The sequence below is a fragment of the Variovorax sp. 10L421 genome, assembly GCF_056395365.1.
Map to the genome: position 1 here is coordinate 59,366 of NZ_JBFTJJ010000025.1, position 23,030 is coordinate 82,395.

Sequence of the window (23,030 nt, forward strand, 5' to 3'; positions counted from 1 at the left end):
GCCTCCTCAGGGGTACCCGGTTCCGGGCATATCGCCGCCCCATACGCGTACTTACATTTTGTCTTGGCAAACAGAAAACAAGACATCTGCATGCGCAAGAGGAGAGTGCTCCGGCGCACGGGAGCCTGCCCGCCAGGTAACGAACGGACGATTGAAGCCATGAACAAGATTTTTCGAACCCTGTGGAATCCAACGCTCGGCACTTGGGTGGCCGCCCCCGAAACCTCGCGCGGCCACGCGCGGTCGGCGCGGCTGGGCGAACTGGGGGCCGTGGCCATGGCGGTGCTGCTTCTGGCCGCCGGGCCGGCGTTGGCGGCTGGCGGCGCCGGCGGCCAGCCCGTCGGCGATCCGACGCTGCACGCCGGCAGCGGCGGCAGCAACGGCAGCGGTGGCAGCGGCGGGCTCAACGACACCACGGTGGGCGCCAGCGGAGGAGCCGGTGGGTCGTCGACCGATGCCGGCGTCACGGCGGGCTCCAACGCGAACATCGGCTCCTTCGGCGGCGCCACCGCCGGCACGGGTGGCGCGGCGGGCACTACCAGCAACGTCGTCAGCCCGGGCGTGATGCAGGGCGACAACGGCGGCGCGGGCCAGTCCCAGACCGGCGACTTCAGCAACGGCAACGGATACGGCGGCGGCGGCGGGGGTGGCTTCCAGGGCGCGTCGATCGGCAGCGGCGTCTCTTCCTCCTCGGACAGCTACACCGGCGGCACCGGGGGCGCGGGCGGCAACGGCTATTGGGCGGCCGGCGGCGGCGGCGCGGGAGGCTATGGGTCCATCCTCAACGGCCCGCTCGGCAACTACACGGCCTCCGGCAGTTCGACGGGCGGCGCGGGGGGCCAGGGCGGCGGCGCCTTCTCGCAAGGCGGTGGCGGCGGCAGCGGCGGCGGCGGATTCTTCCTGAACGCCACGGCGCCGGATCTCACGTTCACCAACAGCGGCACCATCGCGGGCGGAGCCGGCGGCGCAGGCGGGTCCGAACTGCTGCCGGCGCGCAGCAATGCCTCGGGCGGCGGCGGCGGCGCCGGCGGCAACGGCATCACGTTGACCGGCAGCACCGTGACCGTGGTCAACACCGGCGCAGTCACGGCTGGCGCCGGAGGCGCTGGCGGAGCCGGCGGCGGCGGCGCGGGAGGCACCGGCGCGCCGGGCGCTGGCGGCGACGGCGGCATCGGCCTGGGGGCCACGGGCGCCGGGGCAACGATCAGCAACAGCGGCTCCATCGCCGGCGGCGCCGGGGGCGTCGGCGGCGCCAACAGCAACGGGGGCGCGAGCGGCGCGAACGGTGCAGGCGGCGTGGGCGTGATGGGCGCCAACCTCGCCATCAGCAGCAGCGGCACCATCTCCGGCGGACTGGGCGGCGATGGCATCACCCGGGCCTCGGCCGTGCAGTTCACGGGCGGCAGCAACAGCCTCACCTTGAACACCGGCGCGGCGCTGTCGGGCGCCGTTGCCATCGACAGCGGTGCCACGGCCAGCATCATCGCCGGCGCGGGTGGCCTGAGCCTGGGCAATGCCCTGCTGCTGGGCGGCACGGGCACTTTCAACACCAACGGCCACGACATGGGCTGGACGGGCCCGATCACGGGCGCCGGCAGCCTCGTGAAGGACGGTGCGGGCACGCTCACCCTGGGCGGCGCCAACATCTACACGGGCGCCACCAACGTCGCCGCCGGCACCTTGCGCGCCGGCGCGGCCAACACCTTCAGCAGCACCAGCGCCTTCACGGTCGCCTCGGGCGCGACGCTGGACCTGGCCGGCCAGAGCCAGACCATCGCGTCCATGGCCAACGGCGGCACCGTCTCGCTGCTGGGCGGCGCGCCCGGCACCGTCCTCACGGTCACAGGCCCGTGGGTGGGCAACGGCGGCACGCTGCGCCTGGGCACGGCGCTAGGCGACAGCACCAGCGCGAGCGACCGGCTGGTCCTCAGTGGCAGCACCGCCATTGCCAGCGGCACGACCAACGTGCAGATCACCAACCTGGGAGGCCTGGGCGCGCTGACCGCCGGCAACGGCATTGAAGTCGTCAGCGCGCTGAACGGCGCCACGACCACCGCGCAGACCACAAAGAGCGCCTTCGCCCTGGCGGGCGGCCACGTCGATGCCGGCGCCTTCGAGTACCGGCTGTACGCCGCCGACGCGACCGGCGCGGGCGAGAACTGGTACCTGCGCTCCAGCGCCGTCATCGTCCCGCCGTCCGGTGGCGGGAACGGCGGCGGCACTGGTGGCGGCACCGGCGGCGGTACTGGCGGCAATGGCGGTGGCGGCGGTGGCGGCGGTGGCGGCGGTGGCGGCGGCGTGATCGTGCCAACTTACCGCGCCGAAGTGCCGCTGTACGCGGCGCTGCCCGAGCAGCTGCGCCAATCCAATCTGGCGATGCTGGGCAACATGCACCAGCGCGTGGGCGACGACGGCCCGGCCGGCGCCAGCACCGCTACACCGGACCAGGGCTACCGCCAGACCTGGGCCCGCCTCATCAGCACGAACCGCACCATCGACCAGAGCGGCACCGTCAGCCCCGCGAGCAAGGGGCGTCTCACGGGCTTCCAGGCCGGCACCGACCTGTGGGCTGACGCCAACTGGCGTGCCGGCATCTACATCGGCGAACTCGACGGCGACATGCGCGTGACCGGCTTCGCTCGCGGCCTTGCGAACTACGCGGCCGGCTCCAACGACCTGCAGAGCCAGTACCTGGGCGCTTACGCCACCTGGAAGAACGGCAGCGGCCTGTACGTGGACGGCGTGCTGCAGGCCGGCCGCCACCGCTACACGGCGGCACCCACGCTGGGCTTCGGCAGTTCCGGCAGCGGCAACAGCCTGCTGGCCTCCATCGAGGTGGGCCAGGCCTTCTCCATCGCGCCGAACTGGACCCTCGAGCCCCAGCTGCAGCTGGTGCACCAGCGCGTGAGCCTGCACGACACGGGCATCCCGGGCGCCCTGGTGCAGCAGGACAGCCACAGCGGCTGGCTGGCGCGCGCGGGCGTGCGGGTCAAGGGCGAGATCGCCACCTCCGCCGGCCTGCTGCAGCCCTACGTGCGGGTCAACGTCTACCGCAGCGGCGGCGGCACCGACGTCAGCCGCTTCATCGGCCCCGCGGCGTACACCGACATCGCCACGCGCACCGGCGGCACCAGCACCGAGCTGGCGGCAGGCGCCACGCTGCAGCTGACGCCGAGCATGAGCCTGTACGCGGAACTGGGCAAGCTGTGGGCCTCGGGCGGAGCCACCCGCACGAAGAGCGGAATCGACGGCAGCGTGGGCGTGAAGGTCCGCTGGTAACGCGCTGCCACTGTTTCCGCCGCTGCGTCAGTGCGGCGCGGCGCCGAGATCCGCGCGAACCGCCGCGACGACGGACAGCACCGCGTCGATCACCGCATCCGGGTCGTCGAACTGGATGTCGTGACCGGCGTTCGGCAACAGCACCTGCCTGCCTCGCGAGGACCACGTCGCCTCGTCCTCGTGCAGCTGCTTCCAGATGGCCTGCACCTGCGTGCCCTGCCCAGGCGTGATCTTCATCCCCCGGAGTTCCGCCTCGGTGTACGGCGCCATCGCGGTGAGCACCACCAGCGGTCGATTGCCCAGGTCGCGGAAGGCGCCGGCCTCGGCGAGCGTGGCGTCGGTCGCATCGCTTTCCACCAACTGCGTGCTCAACGACTTCGGCGCAAAGGCGCGGATCGCCTGCGCATCGCGCGCCGTCTGGTTCCGCGCCTGGGGCAGCAGCGAGGGAGCCGCCGCGCGCAGCAGGCCGGACCACGCGAGCGACACGGCGATGCGCGAGCGCAACGACCGCGTCTCCGTCATGAAGTCCGCGACGCGCGCGACCTGGTCCGGATGCGAAGGGTCGACGAGAACCAGCCCCGCCACCTCGGCGCCGAAGTGCCTCGTGAAACTCGTGGCGAAGAGCCCGCCCAGCGACTGGCCGACCAGCACGTAGGGGCCCCGCTCGCCTGCGCGGGCGAGTGCCGTGTGAAGATCGTGCGCCACCTGCCTGGCACTGGGAGGCGCATCCGAAGGATCGCTCCACATCAGCCCCGCGCGGCTGTACGAGCAGGCGCGCGTGCGCGCTGCGATCTTCGGCTGGACTGCCGACCAGCTCAACGAACCGCCGGCGCTCAGGCCCGCCTCGAACACGACGGTCGGCGAGCCGGAGCCCCGGCAATCCAGCTGGATTCTTCGCCCGCCGATGTCGACCATCTTCCCGGGCGCGGGGAAGTCGCGCGCCGCGCGGTAGCGGCCGGCCTGCTCGTACACGACGCCCATGAGGATGGCCAGGGCGACGATTGCAGCGCTCCAGAGGACGATACGCATCACCAGAAGTTTCGACGAGTGCTTCACTGATGCCGATGGTGCCACCAACGGCGCTGCTGCACCGCGTACTTTCCGCTTCAGCTTATCGACCGCATCCTTTGCGCAATCGATCTTTCGCTGTCGGCGCGCAGCCTTTCGGCTATCTTGAAAAAACCTGTGTGGAATGCGCTACTCCATGCACGCCAAAAGGGAATGAAATCTTCGCTGGCGCAATGCGAGCCCCGGAGCAGATGTGATGGGAAACACAGTTGGGACGCGAAAGCGCTGTCAACGACCATTGCAATCCGTAGCATCCGGAAGGTTCATAAAACGAATTGTCCGAAGGAGGATCAGATGGTCGCCCTCTCACCACAGACTCCGTGGTCCGTCGCATGGACTCCACGCACAGCGGCGGGGAGCCGCGCGCATGGGGAACATGCCGAGCGAAACGCGCGGGCCGCGCCATTTGTTGCAACCGACGCCGCACCCACCCTGCAAGCAGCGCCGCGCAGGCCTTGCGCCTATGTGTTCATCGCGAACCTGCCGCACCTCATCGAAGCCTATGGGCAGGATTTCGGAGCCGCCGCCAGCCTTGAAATACAGCGCCGCCTGTGCGCCCACTTCCTCACCTCGGCTGCCACCGACATGGCCCGGCTGCGCGACGACTGCTTCCTGCTGTGGGCCAACGACGCGTTCGTCTGCGGCGCGCGCGACATCCGTGAGCTGCCGCACGACGTGCGCCACCGGAGCCACCCCATCGAGACGCTGCTTGCCGTGCTTGGCGCCGAACCGGTGCGTGCGAAGGGCATCGCCGCGATGGTGCAGTTGCATGCCGACTGGATCGAGGTGCGTCCGCCCGAGCAGCTCGGCACGTCGGAGATCGAGTTCGCCCTGTGGACTGCGCAACCGTTTCCGGATTTGCGCGAGAACAGGGCCGACGAATGGTGCCAGCGCTACCGCTCCGACATGGACGTCGCCGTGCGCGTCAGCGAAGCGCTGCGCACCGAGGCGCTCTCCTTCGAATGGCAGCCGGTGGTGCACGCTGGCGGCAATGCCAGTACTTTCTACCTCGCAGGGCGCGTGCGTCTGCCGCCGAGCCGCAGCGAGCCGGCGCTTCTTGCGCAGGAGGTGTTCTTGCCGTGCCTGCAGCGACTGGGGCTGGCTCGCGCGTTCGATCGCATCGCGGTGCGCCAGGCCTTGGCGGAACTGCGGTCGCAGACCTGCGCGCACATCGGCGTGGGCATCTGCGCGCAGAGCACCAAGCTCGACCACTGGTGGGCCTCGCTGTGCGCGGCACTCGACGAAGAGCCCGCGCTGGCCTCGCGCCTCGTGATCGAGATCGTGGGCAGCGCCACGCTGGCCGATCTCGAGGCCGCCCACGACTTCTGCGTGCAGATGCAATTGCGCGGTTGCCGCATCGCCGTGCGGGACATCGGCGGCGGCAACGACAACCTCGCCGCGCTGCAGTCCTGCGGGCCCGACATCGTGAAGCTCGATGCGTCGCTGCTGCGCCGCGCGCGCGACGACACCTTCGGCATCGAGTGCCTGCAGGGCATGATTTCCCTTTGCACGCACTTCGCGGCCCAGGTCGTGGTCGATGGCATCGAGCGCGAAGACGACATGCACATCGCTTCGCGCGTGGGCGCGCGGTGGCTGCAGGGCTACGGCGTGCGTGGCACCGAGCCGGCCGCCAAGCCTGCTGCTGTCGCTCCCGGGCATCCTTTCGGGTGACTCGAACCACGGCACGGATTTTCTTCGACCATGTACCTGAATCCTCTCTTCGCCAACGTGTCGCAGGCCGAACGCTTTGCGCTGGTCCAGAGCAGCCAGTTGCGCTCCTACCGGCGCAATGAAGTGGTGCTCGCGGCCGGCAGCTCGAGCGATTGCGTCTATTGCGTGGCCAGCGGACTGCTGCGCGTGGTGGAGCATGGCAAGGGCCGCGCCCACGCCACCAATGTCACGACCGACTTCATCCGCCAGAACGAATTCTTCATCGGTCCGTCTCTTTCCGAGGACACCTACCAGGCCAAGCACACGCTGGTTGCCGCGTTGCCCGCGGCGGTGCACCTCATCCCCGTCGTGGCGTTGCGCAAGATCTGCAGTTCGTACCCGGAGGTGGCCATCAGGCTGCTGGAACTCGCGATCGAGCGCATGGCCGTCATGCGCAACCAGCTGCGGCGCATGTCCGCGCTGTCCACCGAAGACGTCGTCGGCCGCGTGCTGCACCAGCTGACCGTGCTGGCCCCCTCGAGCATGGGCGCGTTCGACAAGCGCATCTCCCAGTCGGTGATCGCCTCCTACTCGGGTCTGTCGCGCGAAGTTGTCAACAAGACCATGCGCGACATGGAGCAACGCGGCCTCGTGCGGCGCGACGATCAAGGCGTGCACGTGCCCGCCAATTTCGCGTCCACCGACTTCGGCAACCTCTTGCCCGCCGAGGAAAACCTGGCGCGTGCCGAGCCGAGCCAGGTCGAACCGATCTTCTTCGAGAGCTTCCCGGCCCCGGCGAGCGACCCATCCGGGCGCAAACCCGAGGACGATTGATCGCGCTTGCGCTACTTGAAGGCATCGATGTCCAAAGAAAAGAGCAGGCGGATTGCCACGCGGCCCGAACAAGGCTCGAGGGAATCATCGTCCGTGCGCACGGCCGGTTCCAGCGGCGGCGAGCCGCGCGTGGAGGGGACCAGCGATGGAGTGCCGCGAATCGATTCGTCGACTTCCTCGACCGCCGCCGCCCTCCTGTTCGCCAAAGCGGCTCAGCAGGAACTCGTCCTTCTGATGCGCCTGATTGCCGAGGGCGATTCGGCCACGGCGATGCGGATCGCGTGGTGCATCGTGGAACGGGGGCGTGCGGTGCTGGGGCCTGAACTGCCGCCTTCGGCCTCGTTGCCGACACCAGTGGAAGTCTCTTCGCAAACTGAAGAAACGCGCCTCCCGCCATCGGCGAGTCCAGGCGCTGCAGGCCGCGCACTCTCGCGTCGCGAACTCGACGTGCTTCGGATGATTTCGCAAGGCCTGAGCAACCGCCAGATTGCCGAGCTGAGCCATCGCTCGCTGCACACGGTGGATGCGCATGCGAAGAGCATCTATCGCAAGCTGGCCGTGAAGTCGCGTGCCCAGGCGGTGCGCGATGCCATGCAGAAGGGCCTGATCGATCTGGAGGCCTGCGACTAGAAATAGCTGCCGCGGCGCGATGGGATGCTGTAGTAAGGAATCCCTAATTCGGGTGATTGCGTTTCGACCTCCCGGCTTTCATCATCGCTGCGTGCACCTGCATCCATTGATTGCCCGCTTGCCGCTGGTGGAACGTTCGGCCATCGGGCAGCTTTGCGAGCTGCGTTCATACGCTCGCAACGAGACGATCCTTGCGTCGAACGAATGCACGCGTTCGTTCTACTGCGTGGAAAGCGGCCTGGTGCGCGTGGTTGCCCAAGGCCGCGACGGCGCGCAGGAAGATACGGAAGTGACCACGGATTTCATTCGCCGGCACGACTTCTATCTTGGCGGTTCCCTGAGCGAGCCACAGTATCTGGCTGCCCACAGATTGATCGCGGTGCTTCCCAGCACGATATACCTCGTTCCCGTGCCGGTGATCAGGGCGCTTTGCGAGCGGCATCACGGCATCGCACTGGAATTGCTTGGTGCGGAGGCTGCCCGCATGAATGTCTTGCGCCGTCAGATCCGGCGCATCTCTTCGCTATCTTCAGAAGAGATGGTTGGCCGTGTACTCCACAAGATGACCCAGATAGCTCCCGCTGGCCACGAGGCCTACGACAAGCGCGTCACGCAGGGTGTCATCGCCTCCTACGCCGGCGTTTCTCGCGAGGTCGTCAACAGGACGATGCGGGAGATGGAAAGGCGCGGCGTATTGCTGCGCGATTCGCAGGGCGTGCATGTTCCCCAGGACTTCGCGGGAACAGACTTCGGTTTGCCGCCTTCCGCGCCGTAGCCGGACGCAAGGGCGAAAAAATAGCTGGAACCGGTGAGTTGCATTCGCCAGGGTGAGGCGAAAGAATCGAACAACGATTTCCCCCCGTTGTTTCTACACAGACCTTCCATGTCCCACCTGTTCGTCGCTTGTACGTGCAACATCGCGCACCTTGGGCGCATTCATCGCAGTGGGTGGATGCGCCTGCTGCCCTGGCTGCGTCTTTATGAGTGTGCGAATTGTGGAAGACGCCAGCTTCGCTCCGAACGAGCGGTGGATGATGCTCGTGCGCGGGAGGCGAGCGCTGGGGGGTATACGGGACAGTGATGCGGGTCGGGTAGAACGCTTCCATATCGCTCGTTGGCGTCACAGGCGCCGTGCAGCCACGTCGCAGGTGGTATGCCCCTACGCGCACGGCCTCATCCTCGATGCTGGAACAATGCGCCCACCCATGGACGGCCTCGATCTCATCAAAACATTCCGCGAAGTCGCGTTCCGGCGCAGCTTCTCCCGCGCAGCAATCTCGCTGGGCATGTCCAAGGCCACGGTCAGCCGCTACGTGGCGGAGCTCGAAACCCGCAGCGGCGTGCGCCTGCTGAACCGCTCGACCCGCTCCCTGAGCCTGACCGACGCCGGCCAGGTGCTGCTCGACCGCAGCACCGAGCTGGTGACCATGGCCGAGAACACCCTGAACGACCTGCAGGCCCACGGCTCACACCCGCGAGGGCGGCTGCGGATGAGCGCGCCGCACGGGCTGATCGCCGGCTGGCTCTCGGACGTGATCGCCGAGTTCATCAAGCGCTACCCCGACGTGTACGTGAGCCTGGTGTTCACCAACGACGACCTCGACCTGATCGAGGAAGGCATCGACGTGCACCTGACCGGCGGACGCATCGACGACATGAACCTGATCGTGCGCCGGCTGGTGCAGTTCGACATGGTGGTCTGCGCCACGCCGGCCTACTGGGCGCAGCGCGGCATGCCGCAGACGCCCGAGGATCTGGGCCGGCACGAGGTGCTGAGTTACTCGGCAAAGCCGACCACCCACCTTCCCTTCGAGACCGACGGCAGGCAGTACGACGTGCCCGTGCACAGCCGCTTGGAAGCCAACGACGCCGTCGCGCTGATCGAACTGGCGCTGCGCAGCGTGGGCGTGGCCTATGTGCCCGAGCCGCTGGCGCAGTCGCACCTGGAACGCGGAGCGCTGGTGCCGGTGCTGCGCGAGCACATGCCGCGCGACCATTGGCTGTACGCGGCCTACTCGCAGCGCCGCCACAACAGCGCCGCGATGCGCGCGATGCTCGACTTCCTGGAGCAATCGATGGGCGCCCTGACCGAGGGTCCGGCGCTGCCGCCCGCGCTACCGGTGGCGGTGATGCCGCCTGGATGCGCCCGTTCCAAGGCGCAGGAGCAGGTCGGCAGTAGCCAATAGCGCCGAGCTGACCGAAGATTGGGAGCGGCACGCGTTGTGTTGCAATCGCATTTTTCAGAATGCAGGCCACAGACGCGATGAGTACGCCCCTCCAGATCCGCCCTCCGGCGCCCGACGACTACGCGGCATGGAAGCCGCTATGGGACGGCTACAACGCCTTCTACGGACGCGAGGGTGCGACAGCCCTTGCCGACGAGATCACGCAGGCCACATGGCAGCGCTTCTTCGATGTCTACGAACCGGTGCATGCGCTGGTCGCCGAGCGCGACGGGCAACTGGTCGGGCTCACCCACTACCTGTTCCACCGCAGCACCACGCGGCTCGAACCGACCTGCTATCTGCAGGACCTGTTCACGCTGCCGTCAGAACGCGGCCGCGGCGTGGGCCGCCAGCTGATCCAGGGCGTGTACGAGCGCGCGAAGCACGCGGGCGTACGCCGCGTGTACTGGCAGACCCATGCGACCAACACGGCCGGCCGCACGCTGTACGACAAGGTCGCGACGCACGACGGATTCATCGTCTACGGCACGCTGGTCTGAGGCTGCGAAAAATAGGCGATTTATCTTTTTCCTGCAACGCCGTAGAGTCAACGCCTGGGCACCAGCGACAGGAGAAACACATGAACCGCGATGAAGTGATCAAGGCAGGTCAGCTCGAAATTCGCTATCTGGTCGATGGCTCCGCGACAGGGAGCATGGGGGTGTTCGAACTCACCCTGCCGCCGGGCGCCAACGTGCCGCCACCGCACAGCCATCGGGACAACGAGGAGTTCTTCTATGTCGTGGAAGGCGCGGTCACCTATTCGGTCGATGCCGAAACGCGCGAGCTGACACCCGGCGAATGGATGTCGACGCCGCGCGGCTCGGTGCACGGCTTTCGCAATGTCGGATCGCAGACGGCGCGCGCGATCGTCATGCTCTCGCCGGACATCGGCGCGCAGTACTTTCGCGAGGTCGCGACCGTGGTCAATGCGGGCGGACCGCCCGACAAGGCGAAGCTGGTCGCGGTGATGTCGCGCTACGGGCTGACGCCGGCCCTGCCCGCGCAGCCTGCTGCGTAGGTCCGACAAAACCCTCTGTCGCGCGCGCGGCCCTCCTGTCAGTACCTGAAGGTAATGCCGGCCTTCACGCCGTTGTTGGCCTTGCCGTCCGACTGAACACCGCCCGAGAGCGACAGATTGCCGCCGGTGCTCGCCCCCAGCGAGTAGGTGGGCCGTGGCGTGGAGGTGTCGGTGCCGATGTAGGTGCCGCTGCCGTCCGGCCGCAGCACGCCGAAGCTCGCCCCCTTGACGGTGGCCGAGGTTTCGGTCGGGTTCACGTTGGGGGCCACGTAGACGGTGCCCTTCTCGTCGCTGTCGACGGGCACCTTGACAGGCTCGGCCTGCACCGCTGCGGCGGCAGCGACCAGCACCAGGGTTGTCGCAAGAATCAATTGACGCATCGCCGACATGCTAGGCAGGTGGCGAGCGGCCCGCGTAGGACAAGAGGAGATTCAGGGTTCGGCCCCGACATGAGAACTTGCGTACTCACAAGTTGAAGCGATGGCAAGCGCATGAATCCCGCTCTACGATGCAGTGTCCGAAACCAGACAGGAAATCGCCCATGCCCGCCAACGAAGTCGTCATGCCCGAGCAGCTCCTGAGCGCACTCGAAGCCCAGAGCCGCACGCCGATCGCACGGATCGGCGAAGCGCTGATTTCGCTGGGCATGATCACCGAGGATCAACTTCGTTCCGGGCTGACGCGGCAACAGCTCGATCCCACGGTGCCGCTGGGCGAGACGCTGGTGCGCATGGGCATCGTCAGCAAGGGCCAGCTCCAGACCGCGCTGGTGCGCAAGATGGGCTATCCCCTCGTCAACCTGCACCTGTTCCCCGCGGCGGCCGACGCACTGCGCAAGCTGCCGTATTCCGTGGCCCAGCGCCTGCAGGTCATGCCGCTGCGGCTGCACGAGGGGCGCCTCGTGGTTGCGATCGACGACCCGACCAGCCGGCATTCGGCCCTGGACGAGGTGGAGTTCATCGCGCAGATGAAGGTCACCCCGGTGGTCGGGCAATGCATCGACCTCGACAACGTGCTGCACGCAGCCTACGAAAAAATCGGCGAGTCGACGACCTCCGCCCCCGGCGTCTTTTCCTCGAACCTCGATCCCAGCCGGCCCCTCGAATTCGACATGGCCGGCACCAGCGAACTGCTGCAGACGCTCGAGAAGGAAGGCCCCGCCGCGCCCGCCCCCGAGGCTCCCATCGAGCAGTCGGACAACTCCCTGGTGCGGATGATCAACAGCATGATCCTGGAGGCGCACCGTGAGGGCGCGTCGGACATCCACATCGAAAGCTATCCCGGCCAGGAAAAGACCCGCATCCGCTTTCGCCGCGACGGCCTGCTCTACACCTACCTGGAGCTGCCGCCAAGCTACCGCAACGCCGTCGTCGCGCGCGTGAAGATCATGTGCGACCTGGACATCAGCGAAAAGCGCAACCCGCAGGACGGCAAGATCAACTTCGCCAAGTACTCGCCGCAGCACCGCATCGAACTGCGCGTGGCGACCATCCCGACCAACAACGGCCTCGAAGACGTGGTGATGCGCATCCTGGCGTCGGCCAAGCCCCTTCCCATGGACAAGCTGGGCCTCTCGCCGAACAACCTCGCGGAGCTGACCAAGGCCGTCGAGCGCCCCTACGGCATGGTGCTGTGCGTGGGCCCCACTGGCTCGGGCAAGACCACCACGCTGCACTCGGCGCTGATGCACATCAACACGCCGGAGCGAAAGATCTGGACCGCCGAAGACCCGATCGAAATCACGCAGACCGGGCTGCGGCAGGTGCAGATCAACCCGCGCATCGAGTGGACCTTTGCAAAGGCGCTGCGGGCGTTCGTGCGCGCCGATCCGGACGTGATCATGGTCGGCGAGATCCGCGACGAGGAAACCGCGAAGACCGCCATCGAGGCTTCGCTGACCGGCCACCTCGTGCTGTCGACGCTGCACACCAACAGCGCACCCGAAACCGTGACTCGCCTGCTCGACATGGGCATGGACCCGTTCAACTTCGCGGACTCGCTGCTGGCCGTGCTGGCGCAGCGACTGGTGCGCCGCCTTTGCACCCGCTGCACCAGCAGCACGCCCGCGAGCCCGGAGACGGTCGACGAACTGCTGAACGACTACATGCACGCATTCGGCACGCAGCAAAACGACGCGGTCCAGCGCAAGGCCTTGCAGGACGACTGGATGCAGCGCTACGGCCGCGACGGGCACCTGCACAGCTACACCAGCACCGGGTGCAAGCATTGCGGCGACACCGGCTTCAAGGGACGCGTGGGCATCCATGAGCTGATGACGATGTCCAGAACGCTGCGCCGCCTGGTGCAGACCGGCGCACGTGCGGAAGAACTCCAGCAGACGGCGCTGCAGGAAGGCATGCGCACGCTGCGGCAGGACGGCATCGAGAAGGTGCTGGCCGGACAGACCACCATCGAGGAAGTGCGCGCGACCAGCAACGTGTGAGCGAGGCGCGGCGGCCCGGCGTCCCGGCGTCCCGAGCCTGCGAATGCCCACCCTATGACCACGCGCCCGGCCCCGAACCTCGACGCTTCCGCGCTGGCGCTGATCGATGCCTGCGCGCGAGCCTCGCTCGAACTGCTGGAAGGCAACCTCACGCCGCACGGCATCCTGGCCGCCAGCCGCACCGAGGCCGCCGTGGCGCGGCGCTACACGCGCATCTTCGGCCGCGACGCCGCCATCTGCGTCATGGCCATGTGCGGCAGCGGCGTGCCCGCACTGGAGCAAGGCGCCGTGGCCAGCCTCGACGCGCTCGCGTCGCAGCAGGCGGCCAACGGGCAGATTCCGAAGTACGTCGACCCCGAGGGGCAGGACGCCGACTTCTGGTATCTGGGCTGCATCGACGCCACCCTGTGGTGGCTCATTGCGGCGGACCATGTGCGCAGGCACGGCGATGTAGGCGCCACGCACTGGCGCTCCGAAGTCGAACGCGCGATCCAATGGCTGCTCGCGCAGGAGCACCAGCACTTTCGCCTGCTGCAGCAGAACGAGGCCAGCGACTGGGCCGACATCATGCCGCGCTCGGGCTACGTGCTGTACACCAACGCGCTGTGGTTCGACGTGAAGCGCCGCTTCGCACTCGAACGCGCCGAGGAAACGCAGCACCATTTCAACCACCTGTTCAATCCGTTCCAGCGCGACCTGCCCGAGTACCACCGCGCAAGGCTGCTGCGGCACTATGCGCGGCGCGGCCGGCGCGACCCGGGGCTGTACCTGAGCTTCGTCAATTTCGCGGTGGTCGGCGACGAAGGCGATGTGTTCGGCAACGTGCTGGCGATACAGAGCGGGCTGGCCGATGCGGCGATGGCGCAGCGCATCGTGCGGACCATCGATGCGGCGCATGCATCGCAGCCCTACCCGTTGCGCGTGGTGCTGCATCCGCTGTCGCAGCAGCACGAGCTGTGGCGGGCCTACATGGGGCGGCATCGACAGAACATCGTGCACCAGTACCACAACGGGGGAATCTGGCCGTTCGTCGGCGGGTTCTGGGTGATGGCACTGGCGCGGCAGGGGCTGCACGGGCAGGCGTGGACCGAGCTTGCGCGGCTGGCACAAGCGAACGCGCAGGACGACTGGCGGTTCACGGAGTGGTTCCATGGGCGCACGCTCGCGCCGATGGGGATGGCGGGGCAGAGCTGGAATGCGGCCGCGTTCCTGCTGGCGCAGCGGGCGTTGATGGGGGACGGGGTGGCCTGGTGAATGAGGGCGGCCGGCCCGTCAGGCCGCCCACACCCCCAGCACGCAGGCGATGCCCACCGTGACGACGGGCGGATACAGATGCCCGGCCGCCGCGCCCGCCGCCATGCGTTCGCACGCGCCGAAGAAGCGGTACCACGCCGGCCCGCCGAAGATGATGCAGATGTGCAGCAGCGCGGCAATGGCGCTCGATGCGGCGCCGACGATCAGGGGAATGTTGTAGCTCACGAAGTCTCTCAAGGAAGATGCTTGTGGTCGCGCACGGTTTCGCGCGTCGGGCCGAAAGCGCCGAAGCGCACGGGCAAGCCGCTCGATGCCTCGGCATACGCCACCCATGCATGCGGGCTTGCGACGGCGTGCGGCTCATAGATCGGCTCGGCGCCTTGCAGCAGTCGGGTCAATGCGTGCTGATGGCCGAGATCGCGCACGCCGCCGAGCGGTAGGGACGCGAAGCGGCCCGCCTCCGCCGTGCGGTAACCGGCGCACCAGCGCAGGCCCGCACCGTCGACCGCATCGAGGTGGCTCACCACCAGCCCGTCGAGCGTGCCTGCCGCATCCAGCGCGTACCGCAGCAGCACCGCATCGGGGTGGCCCCTGCGGAACACGCCCTGCCAGCCTTCGTTCGCGTTGTGCGGCTCGCGCAACCGCGCATCGAGTGCCCGGTCGTGTGTGGGCAGCGGTCCCGGGCCATGGCGTGTGAGATAGCTGCGCAGAACACCCAGGTGCTGCACGGGCGCGTCGATGCCCACGTCGCGCAGCACGGCCTCGACCGCCGTCGTCGAGATGGTGCTCCACGTGGTGTGCGGATGGAACCCGCGCCACTCGTCCAGTAGCACGCCCTGCGCGCCCTCGAAGACCACGGCGCCGGGCCGCGCAAGGCGCTCGGCGATGCGGTCCGCCCCCGCAGGCGGCGACTGGGCCAGGCACGGCGCGGCGGCATCGAGCCATCGCCGTGCGAGCGAGTCGTCCTGGAGCACCGACAGTTCCCGCGCGCCATCGGCATGCAAGGGCGCCGCGTGCGCGAACTCGCGAAGCAGCGCAGCGCGGGAGGCTTCCAGTTTTTCCAAGGCAAGGGCCGACTGCGACAGGTCGCCGTAGTGCAGCGCCTCGTCGGGTGCGGCGAGCGCATGCCGCACCGTTTCGCCGACACCCACGCCGCAGCTGCCGTGCGCCCCCTCCCCCCGTGCCCATTCGCGCAAACGGCCTGCCGCCTGATGAAAGGGCGTGGTCACGCGGCAGCGCGCATCGATCAGCAGGCGCGAGAACGCGTCCTCCACGCCCACCCGCCGCAATGCCGCTTCCTCGACGCGCAGCGCCGTCGGATGCACCACCACCGGACTCGCAAGCACGGTGCCCACGCCCGCATGAAAACTGCCGGCGCCGAACTGCGAAAAGGTGTGATGCCGCCCATCCGCCAGCACCACGTTGTGCCCGGCCTGCGCGCCGCCGTTGAAGCGCACGACAGTGTGGGCCTGCAGCGCGCCGCACAGGTGGTCTGTGAAGAGCCCCTTGCCGCAGTCCCCGAAGCCGAGGCCGAGCAGTGAGATGTAGCGCGTGGCTGCCGCTGCGGTGCCGGAGCTCACTCGGTCATCAGCCGAAGAGCCGCTTCCACCACGAGGAGCGCGGGCCCGCTGCTCCCGCGGCCAAGCCCGGCGGCGCGTGGCGCGCTGCGGTCGGGTCGAGCAGCGCGGCATACCCCTCGAGCGCATGCATCACGCCACCCACGCGTTCCCGTGCCATGCCGGTGCCGCCCATCACGCCGGCCAGCGCGTCGAGGCTGGGCACGGCTTTTTCGGTGAGGGCGACGATGCCGGCGGCCACGGCGCAGGCGTCGTCCGGCGAGTCCATGCAGATGACGTGATCGCCCAGCAGCTCGCGCCAGCGCGGCTCGCAGCGGCGGCGGCGCTGGGCGTCGGGAATCAGGAAGAACAGGTTCGTCGTTTCGGCCGCGGCGGCGATGACTTCCTCGATGGGAATGTCCTCGTCGAGCTTCTCGCCGATGAGGCCTTCGATCTGGTGGCGCGAGACGGCGGGGTACGGCAGTTCGTCGCCGGTGACGAACAGGTAGCCGCGCTTCTTGCGCTTGACCCAGCAGTCCATGTCGGTGTGCTGGGCCATGACGTAGAAGGCGAGCTCGTAGCTCTCTTCGCCCGAGCCGCCGCCACCGCCTTCGAGATAGCTCCAGGTGAGCCACTGGTCCATGAGATTGGCGGTCGATTCGAACTGGCCGACCTGCAGCGGTGCGTGGTCGGAGGTGGCGTCGCCGATGGCCATGAACATGAGCTGCGGGTCTGCCACGCCGCAGTCGGTCAGCAGCTTCATGAAGGTGGGTAGCTCCTTGCGCGCAAGCGTCTGCGGAATATCGCCCATGGAGCCCGTGACGTCGAGCGCGAAAACGATGCCCAGCGAGTTCGGATGGTCGGCGTTGTCGCGCGACTCGCGCACCTTCAGCCCTTGCGGGTTCATCAGCGGATGGGTGGAGCGCTGGGTGAAGACCTCGGCGCCCGGCTTGGCGGCGCGGTCGGCAATGAGCGCCGTGTGGGCGGCATGCGAGTAGTTTCCGTAGCCCATGAAGTGACTCCTAGCTTGGTGCGTATGTGCGGTTCAGGCGCCGGTACGGTGGGGAGGCGCGGGATCGAAATGAACGAACTGCGGCGCGCCGAAGGCTTCGCGCGACGCGGCGGAGAGCGCCTGCTCGATGCCCTGTGCGCCAAGGCGCTGGCAGGCGGCACTGTCTTCACTGCACTGGCGCAGCAAGGCCACGAGCGGTGCAGGTGTGTGAGCGCCGAAACCTGGCTCGCCGGCCGCACCGCCGTGCAACACGGCGCGCACGGTCCAGGCAGCTTGCATCAGGTCGCGTGCGGCGGCGGCGTTGTGGACCGTGCCGGTGGCATGTTGCGCGCGCGACCAGCCGATGACGAGCACGCCATGGTCGCGCGGATGCACGAGCGCATGCGCGGGCGACAGGTCGCGGTGCGTCCAGCCGGCACCGTGCACAAAGGCCAGCACTTCGAGCATGCGGCGCCAGATCCACACTGCGTGGCGCGGATCGATGCCTTGGGCGTTGGCCTGCTGCACGTCTTGCAGGCTGCCCCAGAAGCCTGCCGGGTGGCGCAGCACCAGCGCCTGGCGGGCGCCGTCGCCCAGGCCTTCGGCAATGCCCACGCCCAGCGGCTGCGGCAGGCGGCGGGTGAAATAGGCAGCACCCTGCACCGGCAGGTCTTGCAGCGACTGGAGCACCGCGCCTTCGCGCACCAGAACGCTGTTGGCGGCGCTGTCTCGCGCGAGTTTGAGCGTGACGCGCTCGGGCAATGCACCGAGGCGTTCGGCGAACAGCACTTCGCTGTGCTCTCCGGTGGCCAGCGGTGCGAGCACGCGGTAGCGCGCGCCGCGCCATGTGAGGATGCGGCCGCCGGGCACGTCGGCATTGGCCCGGCGCAGCGCGGCGCGGAAGCTCTCGCGCTCGATGGTTTCAGTGCCTCGGGTGACGGTGGTGCCGCAGTAACTGCAGTTGACGGTACGCCAGCGGGCAGCGCGCGGCAACGGCGCGGAGCATTGGGGGCAGCTGAGAGCGAGCAGAGACAGCATGGCCCCCGCCTCAATCTTCCTTGGACGGCGCCGTCGGGTCGGGCGACGCCAGCACCCGGTCGATGCGGCGGCCTTCGAGCGCGACGATATCGAAGCACCAGCCGGCGCAGTCGATGCGCTCGCCCACCTTGGGCAGGTGGCCCGACACGGACATCAGCAAGCCGGCCACGGTGTTGTAGCGCCCGCGCTCTTCATCGGGCAATTCGCGGATGCCCAGGCGCGCGCGCAGCTCCGACACGGGCATGAGGCCGTCGAGCTCCCACACGCCGTCGGCCCGCTCGCGCGCCCAGGCGTCGGTCTGCATGCCGGGCTGCAGTTCGCCGGTGATGGCTTCGAGCAGGTCGCGCGGGGTCATGAGGCCCTGGACCACGCCGTACTCGTCGACCACGAACACGAGGCGGCCGGCGCGGGCGCGGAACTGCTCCAGCAGCTCCATGCCGGTGAGGGTCTCGGGCACGAACACGGCGGGCGTCGCCTCCTGGCCCAGCACGCCGCGATGCGCGGAGCCCAGGCGCAGCAGTTGCGCCACGCTGACGACGCCGACCACGTCGTCGAGCGAGTTGCGGCACACGGGGTACCAGGAATGCACGAGGTTGAGCTCGGCCGCGTCGGCAACCTGCTGCAGTGCCCGCTCCACGGTGAACGAAGCATCGAGCCATTCGATGTCGGCGCGCGGGATCATCAGCGACGACAGGCGCCTGTCGTCGAGGTGGAACACATTGCGCACCATCTGGTGCTCGTGCTGCTCGATGACGCCGGCGTCCACGCCTTCTTCGAGGCTGGCCGAGATTTCTTCCTCGGTGACAGAACGGGCCGCGTTGGCGTCGATGCGCAGCAGCTTCAGCATGGTGGCCGTGGCGCCCGCCAGCAGCCACACGAAAGGCTTGGCGCCCTTGGCCAGTCCGCGCATGGGGCGCGACACCCATCGCGCCACGGGCTCGGGATAGAGTTGGCCGATGCGCTTGGGCACCAGTTCGCCGAAGATGATGGTGAAGAAAGTGATGCAGGTGACGACCACCGCGGTGGACGCGACGCTGGCGGTGCCGCGCCCCATGCCGACGCCTTCCATCCAGACCGCGAGCGGCTCGGCAAAGGCGGCCTCGCCGACGATGCCGCTGAGCATGCCGATCGAGGTGATGCCGATCTGCACCGTCGAGAGGAATTGCGTGGGTGACTCCATCAGCTTCAGCGCGGCCACCGCGCCGGTGTCTCCCGTTTCGGCCAGTGCCGCGAGACGTGCGCGCCGGCTGGTGGAAAGGGCCATTTCGGACATTGCGAACAACGCGTTGAGCGTGGTCAACAAGGCCAGGAGGAAGACATCCATGAACTGAGGGAGAGAATGAGGGAATGTCACTTTACTTGATTGGCGACCTGCAAGGCTGCGACGCCCCCTTCGGTCGGCTGCTGCAGAAGATCGATTTCTCCCCCAGCCGCGACACCATCGTGCTGCTGGGCGACCTGGTCAACCGGGGCCCCGATTCGCTCGCGGTGCTGCGCCGCGTGCAGGGCTGCGGCGCCTCGGCGCTGAGCCTGCTCGGCAACCACGACCTGCACCTGCTGGGCGTGGCGCACGGCGCGCGCAAGGCCGGCCGCAAGGACACGCTGGCCGAAGTGCTGGCCGCGCCCGACAGCGAGGCGCTGCTCGAATGGGTGCGCCTGCAGCACATGGCGCTGCACATGCGCATTGGCGACGGCGACCTGCTGATGCTGCATGCGGGCGTGCTGCCGCAGTGGACGGTGGGCGACACGCTGGCGCTGGCGTCCGAGGTCGAGTCGGTGCTGCGCGGGCCGGCGCTGGGCGAGTTCCTGATGTCGATGTACGGCAACGAGCCGGCGCAATGGCACGACACGCTCACGGGCAGCGCGCGGCTGCGCGCCATCGTCAATGCGCTGACGCGGCTGCGCTTCTGCACACCTGAAGGCGTGATGGAATTCGAGGCCAAAGACAGCGCGGCCACCCCGCCCGAAGGCTACATGCCGTGGTTCGACGTGCCCGGGCGCAAGACGGCCAAGGCCACGGTCGCCTGCGGCCACTGGTCGACGCTGGGCTGGCTGTCGCGGCCCGACCTGCTCTCGATCGACACCGGCTGCGTGTGGGGCGGCTGCCTGAGCGCGGTGCGCATCGGCGCGACGCTGGACGAGCGAGAGCTGATCCAGGTCGAGTGCGAGCAGTCGCAGAAGCCGGGCAAATAGATTCCGGCCCGGCGCGACTCACTCAGGAAGAAGGCAGCCGGAACTTGTCGAGCGACATGCGCTGCCGGCCCTGCGCGTCGAAGTTGCCGGGCGCCAGCCAGCGCTCGAACGCGGTGCGCAGCGCGGGCCACTCGCCGTCGATGATCGAGAACCACGCGGTGTCGCGGCTGCGGCCCTTGTAGACCACGGCCTGGCGGAACAGGCCCTCGTACTTGAAGCCCAGCCGAAGCGCCGCGCGCTTCGATGGCTCGTTGAAGTTGTCGCATTTCCACTCGTAGCGGCGGTAGCCGAGTTCGTCGAAGGCGAGCTTCATCAGCAGGTACTGCGCTTCGGTGGACATCGGCGTGTTCTTCAGCAGCGGCGAAAAATTGACGGTCCCCACTTCGATGGCCCCGTTGGCCGGGTCGATGCGCATCAGCGCCAGCGAGCCCACGGCGCGGCCGCTTTGCCTGTCGATGACGGCGAAGTGCAGCGGGTCGGTGCTCTTCGCGATGCGCTCGATGTAGGCGCGGGTGCCTTCCGCTTCGGCGGGGCGCTCGACGCCGAGGTAGGTCCAGTCGCGCCCATCGGGGGCCTGCGCGTTGGCGGCGTGCAGATCGTCGGCGTGCTTCGAGGCATCGATCGGTTCGAGCCTGCAGAAACGGCCTTCGACCACACGGCGCGGCGGCTGGGCGCGCGGCGTCCATTCGGGAAGATCGGGACCGATGGACTGGCCGAACTTGTTTTGGCGGGCTGACATGAAAGGCTCTTTCGGAAAAAAGGAAAAACTGGGCGGGAGCACGTAAAGTACGCGCAACGTGGCTCCAGCGTAAGTGCCACGTTGGATTCATTTCATGGTGCCACGACCTACCCTCTCTCCCACTGCCCTGCTCGAGTCCTCCCTCTTAAGGGACCGCGGCGCAGGCTCGATGCAGCACCAGCTGCACGACCGGCTCAAGCGCGCCATCCTCGACGGCAGCCTGGTCGCCGGCAGCCGCCTGCCGGGCTCGCGCGCCCTGGCCGAGGCGCTGGCCGTATCCCGCAACACCGTCACCGCGACCTACGAGCATCTGGCGGCCGAGGGCTATGTGCAGCCCGACCGGCAGGGCACTCGCGTGACCGAACTCTCGTCTTCCGTCCTGCCGAAGCGCACGGGCAAGCCGGCCGGCGCACCAGCCACCGCGCTGCGTCTCGCGGAGATCAAGCCAGGCACGTCGCGCGGCGAGATGGAGGCGGCGCTGCGCCCCGGTGTGCCCGCGTTGTCGCACTTTCCGTCGGCCTCATGGCGGCGCGCGCTCGACCGGGCGATCCGCGGCGCCGGATCGGCCGCGCTGGGCTACGGCGATCCGCTGGGCGAACCGCCGCTGCGTGCGGCCATCGCGCGGCATCTGTCGGTGGCGCGCGGCGTGCGCTGCGAGCCGCAACAAGTCGTCATCGCCGAAGGCGCGCAGGAGGCCATCTCGCTGTGCGTGCGGCTGCTGGCCAACCCGGGCGAGACCGGCTGGGTCGAAGACCCGGGCTACCGCGGCGTGAAGGCCGCCATGCATGCGGGCGACATGCGCATCGTGCCGGTGCGGGTCGACGCCGAAGGCCTGTGCGTGACCGAACGCGACTGGCAAAAGCACCCGCCCCGGCTGATCTACACCACGCCCTCGCACCAGTACCCGGGCGGCTCGGTGCTGAGCATCGCGCGCCGGCTCGCGCTGATCGCGCAGGCCCGCCAGCACGGCGCGTGGATCATCGAGGACGACTACGACAGCGAGTTCCGCCACACGGGCGAGCCCATCGGTGCGATGCAGGGGCTGGTGGACGACGCGCCCGTGCTCTACGTCGGCACCTTCAGCAAGACGATGTTTCCGTCACTGCGGCTGGGCTTTCTCGTGCTGCCCGCCCAGCTGCTGCCAGTCGTGCAGGCACCGCTGGAAGAAATGCTGCGCGGCGGGCATCGCTACGAGCAGCTGGCCATGGCCGACTTCATCGAGAGCGGGCAGTTCAGCCGGCACCTGGGCCGCATGCGGCGGCTGTACCGCGACCGGCAGCAGGCGCTGCGGCTTGCGCTGCAGAAGTATTTCAAGGTACCGCACGAGATCGACGGCGGCTACTGCGGGTTGCACCTGACGGTGCGGTTGCCCGCGCGCTTCGATGACCGCCGGATCGCGGCCGAGGCGCTGCGACATGGCATCGCGCCGTTTCCGCTGTCGGGATTTGCGATGCGGCCGACGCCATCGGACAACGGGTTGGTACTGGGTTACGGGAACACGCCCATGGAACTGTTCGAGCCGCTGGTCAAACGCTTGTCACAGTTCGCGCGCGCAGCGGCATCGCAGGATTAGCCAGCATCACACGGCTCAAGAGTCCTTTCGTTCAAAACAAGGAAGGGGCTTGGAGCCCATTGACTACATCCGTCGTAAGCAAGCGTTGATTTGGCATGTCAACTTGTTGGCATACCTGCAACAAGAATCCCTACGCCAAAAGGCAAGACCTGCGCGTTGCCGAACATTGGAATCACATAATTGCAATCGCTTGAAGCGTCCTGTCGCAGTGCACGATGACGCATCGAGAGCTGGCCATTCGCTCTCAAGGCAAGCAGCAATCAATAACGACAGCAGGGAGAGTGCGTGACTCACGCCATTGCGACAACATTCGTCGCGTCCCCGGTGATCTTTCCGATCCCGTGGAGACGCCATCCGTGAAGCGCCGCGTCACGATCCAGACGCCYYTGGGCGAGGCACTGCAATTCCACCGCCTCGTCGGTCGAGAGACACTCAGCCAGGCTTACGTTTTTGAAATCGATCTGCTGGGCAGCAGCAACGCCATCGATCCCAAGACCCTGCTGGGCAAGGCCGCCACCGTCGCGATGGAAACCGAG

21 protein-coding genes are annotated in these 23,030 nt (G+C 68.1%); 13 read left to right on the forward strand and 8 right to left on the reverse strand.

Annotated elements, in window-relative coordinates; all coding sequences use genetic code 11:
• Nucleotides 1-159: 159 nt before the first annotated feature.
• Complete coding sequence (locus AC1DFC_RS24535; RefSeq protein WP_478180157.1) at nt 160-3,279, forward strand: autotransporter outer membrane beta-barrel domain-containing protein; 3,120 nt, start codon at nt 160-162, stop codon at nt 3,277-3,279.
• 27 nt (nt 3,280-3,306) lie between these two features.
• On the opposite strand, the gene AC1DFC_RS24540 is transcribed toward AC1DFC_RS24535, so the two are convergent.
• Complete coding sequence (locus tag AC1DFC_RS24540) at nt 3,307-4,308, reverse strand: alpha/beta hydrolase (protein WP_413334576.1); 1,002 nt, start codon at nt 4,306-4,308, stop codon at nt 3,307-3,309.
• A gap of 504 nt (nt 4,309-4,812) precedes the next feature.
• Here AC1DFC_RS24540 and AC1DFC_RS24545 point away from each other — a divergent pair.
• The 7 genes from AC1DFC_RS24545 to AC1DFC_RS24575 all read left to right on the forward strand — a co-directional run bounded on the left by AC1DFC_RS24545 (nt 4,813) and on the right by AC1DFC_RS24575 (nt 10,707).
• Nucleotides 4,813-6,018 carry an EAL domain-containing protein gene (locus AC1DFC_RS24545; protein WP_413334575.1) on the forward strand — a complete coding sequence of 402 codons (1,206 nt, stop codon included), beginning with the start codon at nt 4,813-4,815 and terminating at the stop codon, nt 6,016-6,018.
• A 30-nt stretch (nt 6,019-6,048) separates the two neighbouring features.
• Nucleotides 6,049-6,831, forward strand: a complete 783-nt coding sequence (locus AC1DFC_RS24550; RefSeq protein ID WP_478180158.1) for a Crp/Fnr family transcriptional regulator — start codon at nt 6,049-6,051, stop codon at nt 6,829-6,831.
• Between the two features lie 93 nt (nt 6,832-6,924).
• Entirely contained in the window at nt 6,925-7,461 is a 537-nt protein-coding gene (locus tag AC1DFC_RS24555; RefSeq protein ID WP_478180159.1) for a response regulator transcription factor, read from the forward strand.
• 91 nt (nt 7,462-7,552) lie between these two features.
• Nucleotides 7,553-8,236 (forward strand): Crp/Fnr family transcriptional regulator, encoded by a 684-nt coding sequence (locus AC1DFC_RS24560; RefSeq protein ID WP_042673720.1) that lies wholly within the window; start codon nt 7,553-7,555, stop codon nt 8,234-8,236.
• A 430-nt stretch (nt 8,237-8,666) separates the two neighbouring features.
• Nucleotides 8,667-9,647, forward strand: a complete 981-nt coding sequence (locus tag AC1DFC_RS24565) for a LysR family transcriptional regulator (protein WP_413315812.1) — start codon at nt 8,667-8,669, stop codon at nt 9,645-9,647.
• A gap of 77 nt (nt 9,648-9,724) precedes the next feature.
• Nucleotides 9,725-10,186 carry a GNAT family N-acetyltransferase gene (locus AC1DFC_RS24570; RefSeq protein WP_413315813.1) on the forward strand — a complete coding sequence of 154 codons (462 nt, stop codon included), beginning with the start codon at nt 9,725-9,727 and terminating at the stop codon, nt 10,184-10,186.
• Between the two features lie 80 nt (nt 10,187-10,266).
• Complete coding sequence (locus AC1DFC_RS24575; protein ID WP_413334571.1) at nt 10,267-10,707, forward strand: cupin domain-containing protein; 441 nt, start codon at nt 10,267-10,269, stop codon at nt 10,705-10,707.
• A gap of 38 nt (nt 10,708-10,745) precedes the next feature.
• Here AC1DFC_RS24575 and AC1DFC_RS24580 read toward each other — a convergent pair whose 3' ends face one another.
• Nucleotides 10,746-11,087: a hypothetical protein gene (locus tag AC1DFC_RS24580; RefSeq protein WP_056590389.1), complete on the reverse strand. Its 342-nt coding sequence runs from the start codon at nt 11,085-11,087 to the stop codon at nt 10,746-10,748.
• Between the two features lie 161 nt (nt 11,088-11,248).
• Between AC1DFC_RS24580 and AC1DFC_RS24585 the strand changes: the two genes are divergently transcribed.
• Both AC1DFC_RS24585 and AC1DFC_RS24590 read left to right on the forward strand, forming a co-directional pair.
• Nucleotides 11,249-13,150, forward strand: coding sequence for a GspE/PulE family protein (locus tag AC1DFC_RS24585; RefSeq protein ID WP_413334569.1), 1,902 nt, complete (start codon nt 11,249-11,251; stop codon nt 13,148-13,150).
• A gap of 54 nt (nt 13,151-13,204) precedes the next feature.
• Nucleotides 13,205-14,404, forward strand: coding sequence for an amylo-alpha-1,6-glucosidase (locus tag AC1DFC_RS24590; protein WP_413334567.1), 1,200 nt, complete (start codon nt 13,205-13,207; stop codon nt 14,402-14,404).
• 18 nt (nt 14,405-14,422) lie between these two features.
• Here the strand turns inward: AC1DFC_RS24590 and AC1DFC_RS24595 are convergent, their stop codons facing one another.
• The 5 genes from AC1DFC_RS24595 to AC1DFC_RS24615 are packed head-to-tail and all read right to left on the reverse strand — an operon-like array spanning nt 14,423 to nt 19,313.
• Nucleotides 14,423-14,629 carry a hypothetical protein gene (locus tag AC1DFC_RS24595; RefSeq protein ID WP_478180160.1) on the reverse strand — a complete coding sequence of 69 codons (207 nt, stop codon included), beginning with the start codon at nt 14,627-14,629 and terminating at the stop codon, nt 14,423-14,425.
• A gap of 8 nt (nt 14,630-14,637) precedes the next feature.
• Nucleotides 14,638-15,984, reverse strand: a complete 1,347-nt coding sequence (locus tag AC1DFC_RS24600) for an adenylosuccinate synthetase (protein ID WP_413334563.1) — start codon at nt 15,982-15,984, stop codon at nt 14,638-14,640.
• 7 nt (nt 15,985-15,991) lie between these two features.
• The gene (locus AC1DFC_RS24605) at nt 15,992-16,972 is read right to left on the reverse strand and encodes a hypothetical protein (protein ID WP_007835617.1); all 981 of its coding nucleotides are present in this window, start codon (nt 16,970-16,972) and stop codon (nt 15,992-15,994) included.
• Between the two features lie 33 nt (nt 16,973-17,005).
• Nucleotides 17,006-17,989 (reverse strand): lipopolysaccharide kinase InaA family protein, encoded by a 984-nt coding sequence (locus tag AC1DFC_RS24610; protein ID WP_007835619.1) that lies wholly within the window; start codon nt 17,987-17,989, stop codon nt 17,006-17,008.
• A gap of 10 nt (nt 17,990-17,999) precedes the next feature.
• The gene (locus AC1DFC_RS24615) at nt 18,000-19,313 is read right to left on the reverse strand and encodes a hemolysin family protein (protein ID WP_007835621.1); all 1,314 of its coding nucleotides are present in this window, start codon (nt 19,311-19,313) and stop codon (nt 18,000-18,002) included.
• A 23-nt stretch (nt 19,314-19,336) separates the two neighbouring features.
• Here AC1DFC_RS24615 and AC1DFC_RS24620 point away from each other — a divergent pair, with 23 nt between their 5' ends.
• Nucleotides 19,337-20,182, forward strand: coding sequence for a symmetrical bis(5'-nucleosyl)-tetraphosphatase (locus tag AC1DFC_RS24620; RefSeq protein WP_413334560.1), 846 nt, complete (start codon nt 19,337-19,339; stop codon nt 20,180-20,182).
• A gap of 22 nt (nt 20,183-20,204) precedes the next feature.
• Here AC1DFC_RS24620 and AC1DFC_RS24625 read toward each other — a convergent pair whose 3' ends face one another.
• On the reverse strand, nt 20,205-20,921 hold the full coding sequence (locus tag AC1DFC_RS24625) for a GNAT family N-acetyltransferase (RefSeq protein WP_413334558.1): 717 nt from the start codon (nt 20,919-20,921) through the stop codon (nt 20,205-20,207).
• 94 nt (nt 20,922-21,015) lie between these two features.
• On the opposite strand from AC1DFC_RS24625, the gene pdxR reads away from it, so the two are divergent.
• Nucleotides 21,016-22,494, forward strand: coding sequence for a MocR-like pyridoxine biosynthesis transcription factor PdxR (gene pdxR / locus AC1DFC_RS24630; RefSeq protein WP_413334556.1), 1,479 nt, complete (start codon nt 21,016-21,018; stop codon nt 22,492-22,494).
• A 356-nt stretch (nt 22,495-22,850) separates the two neighbouring features.
• Nucleotides 22,851-23,030 (forward strand): hypothetical protein (locus AC1DFC_RS24635; protein ID WP_478180161.1); only part of this gene is annotated, 180 nt, incomplete at its 3' end.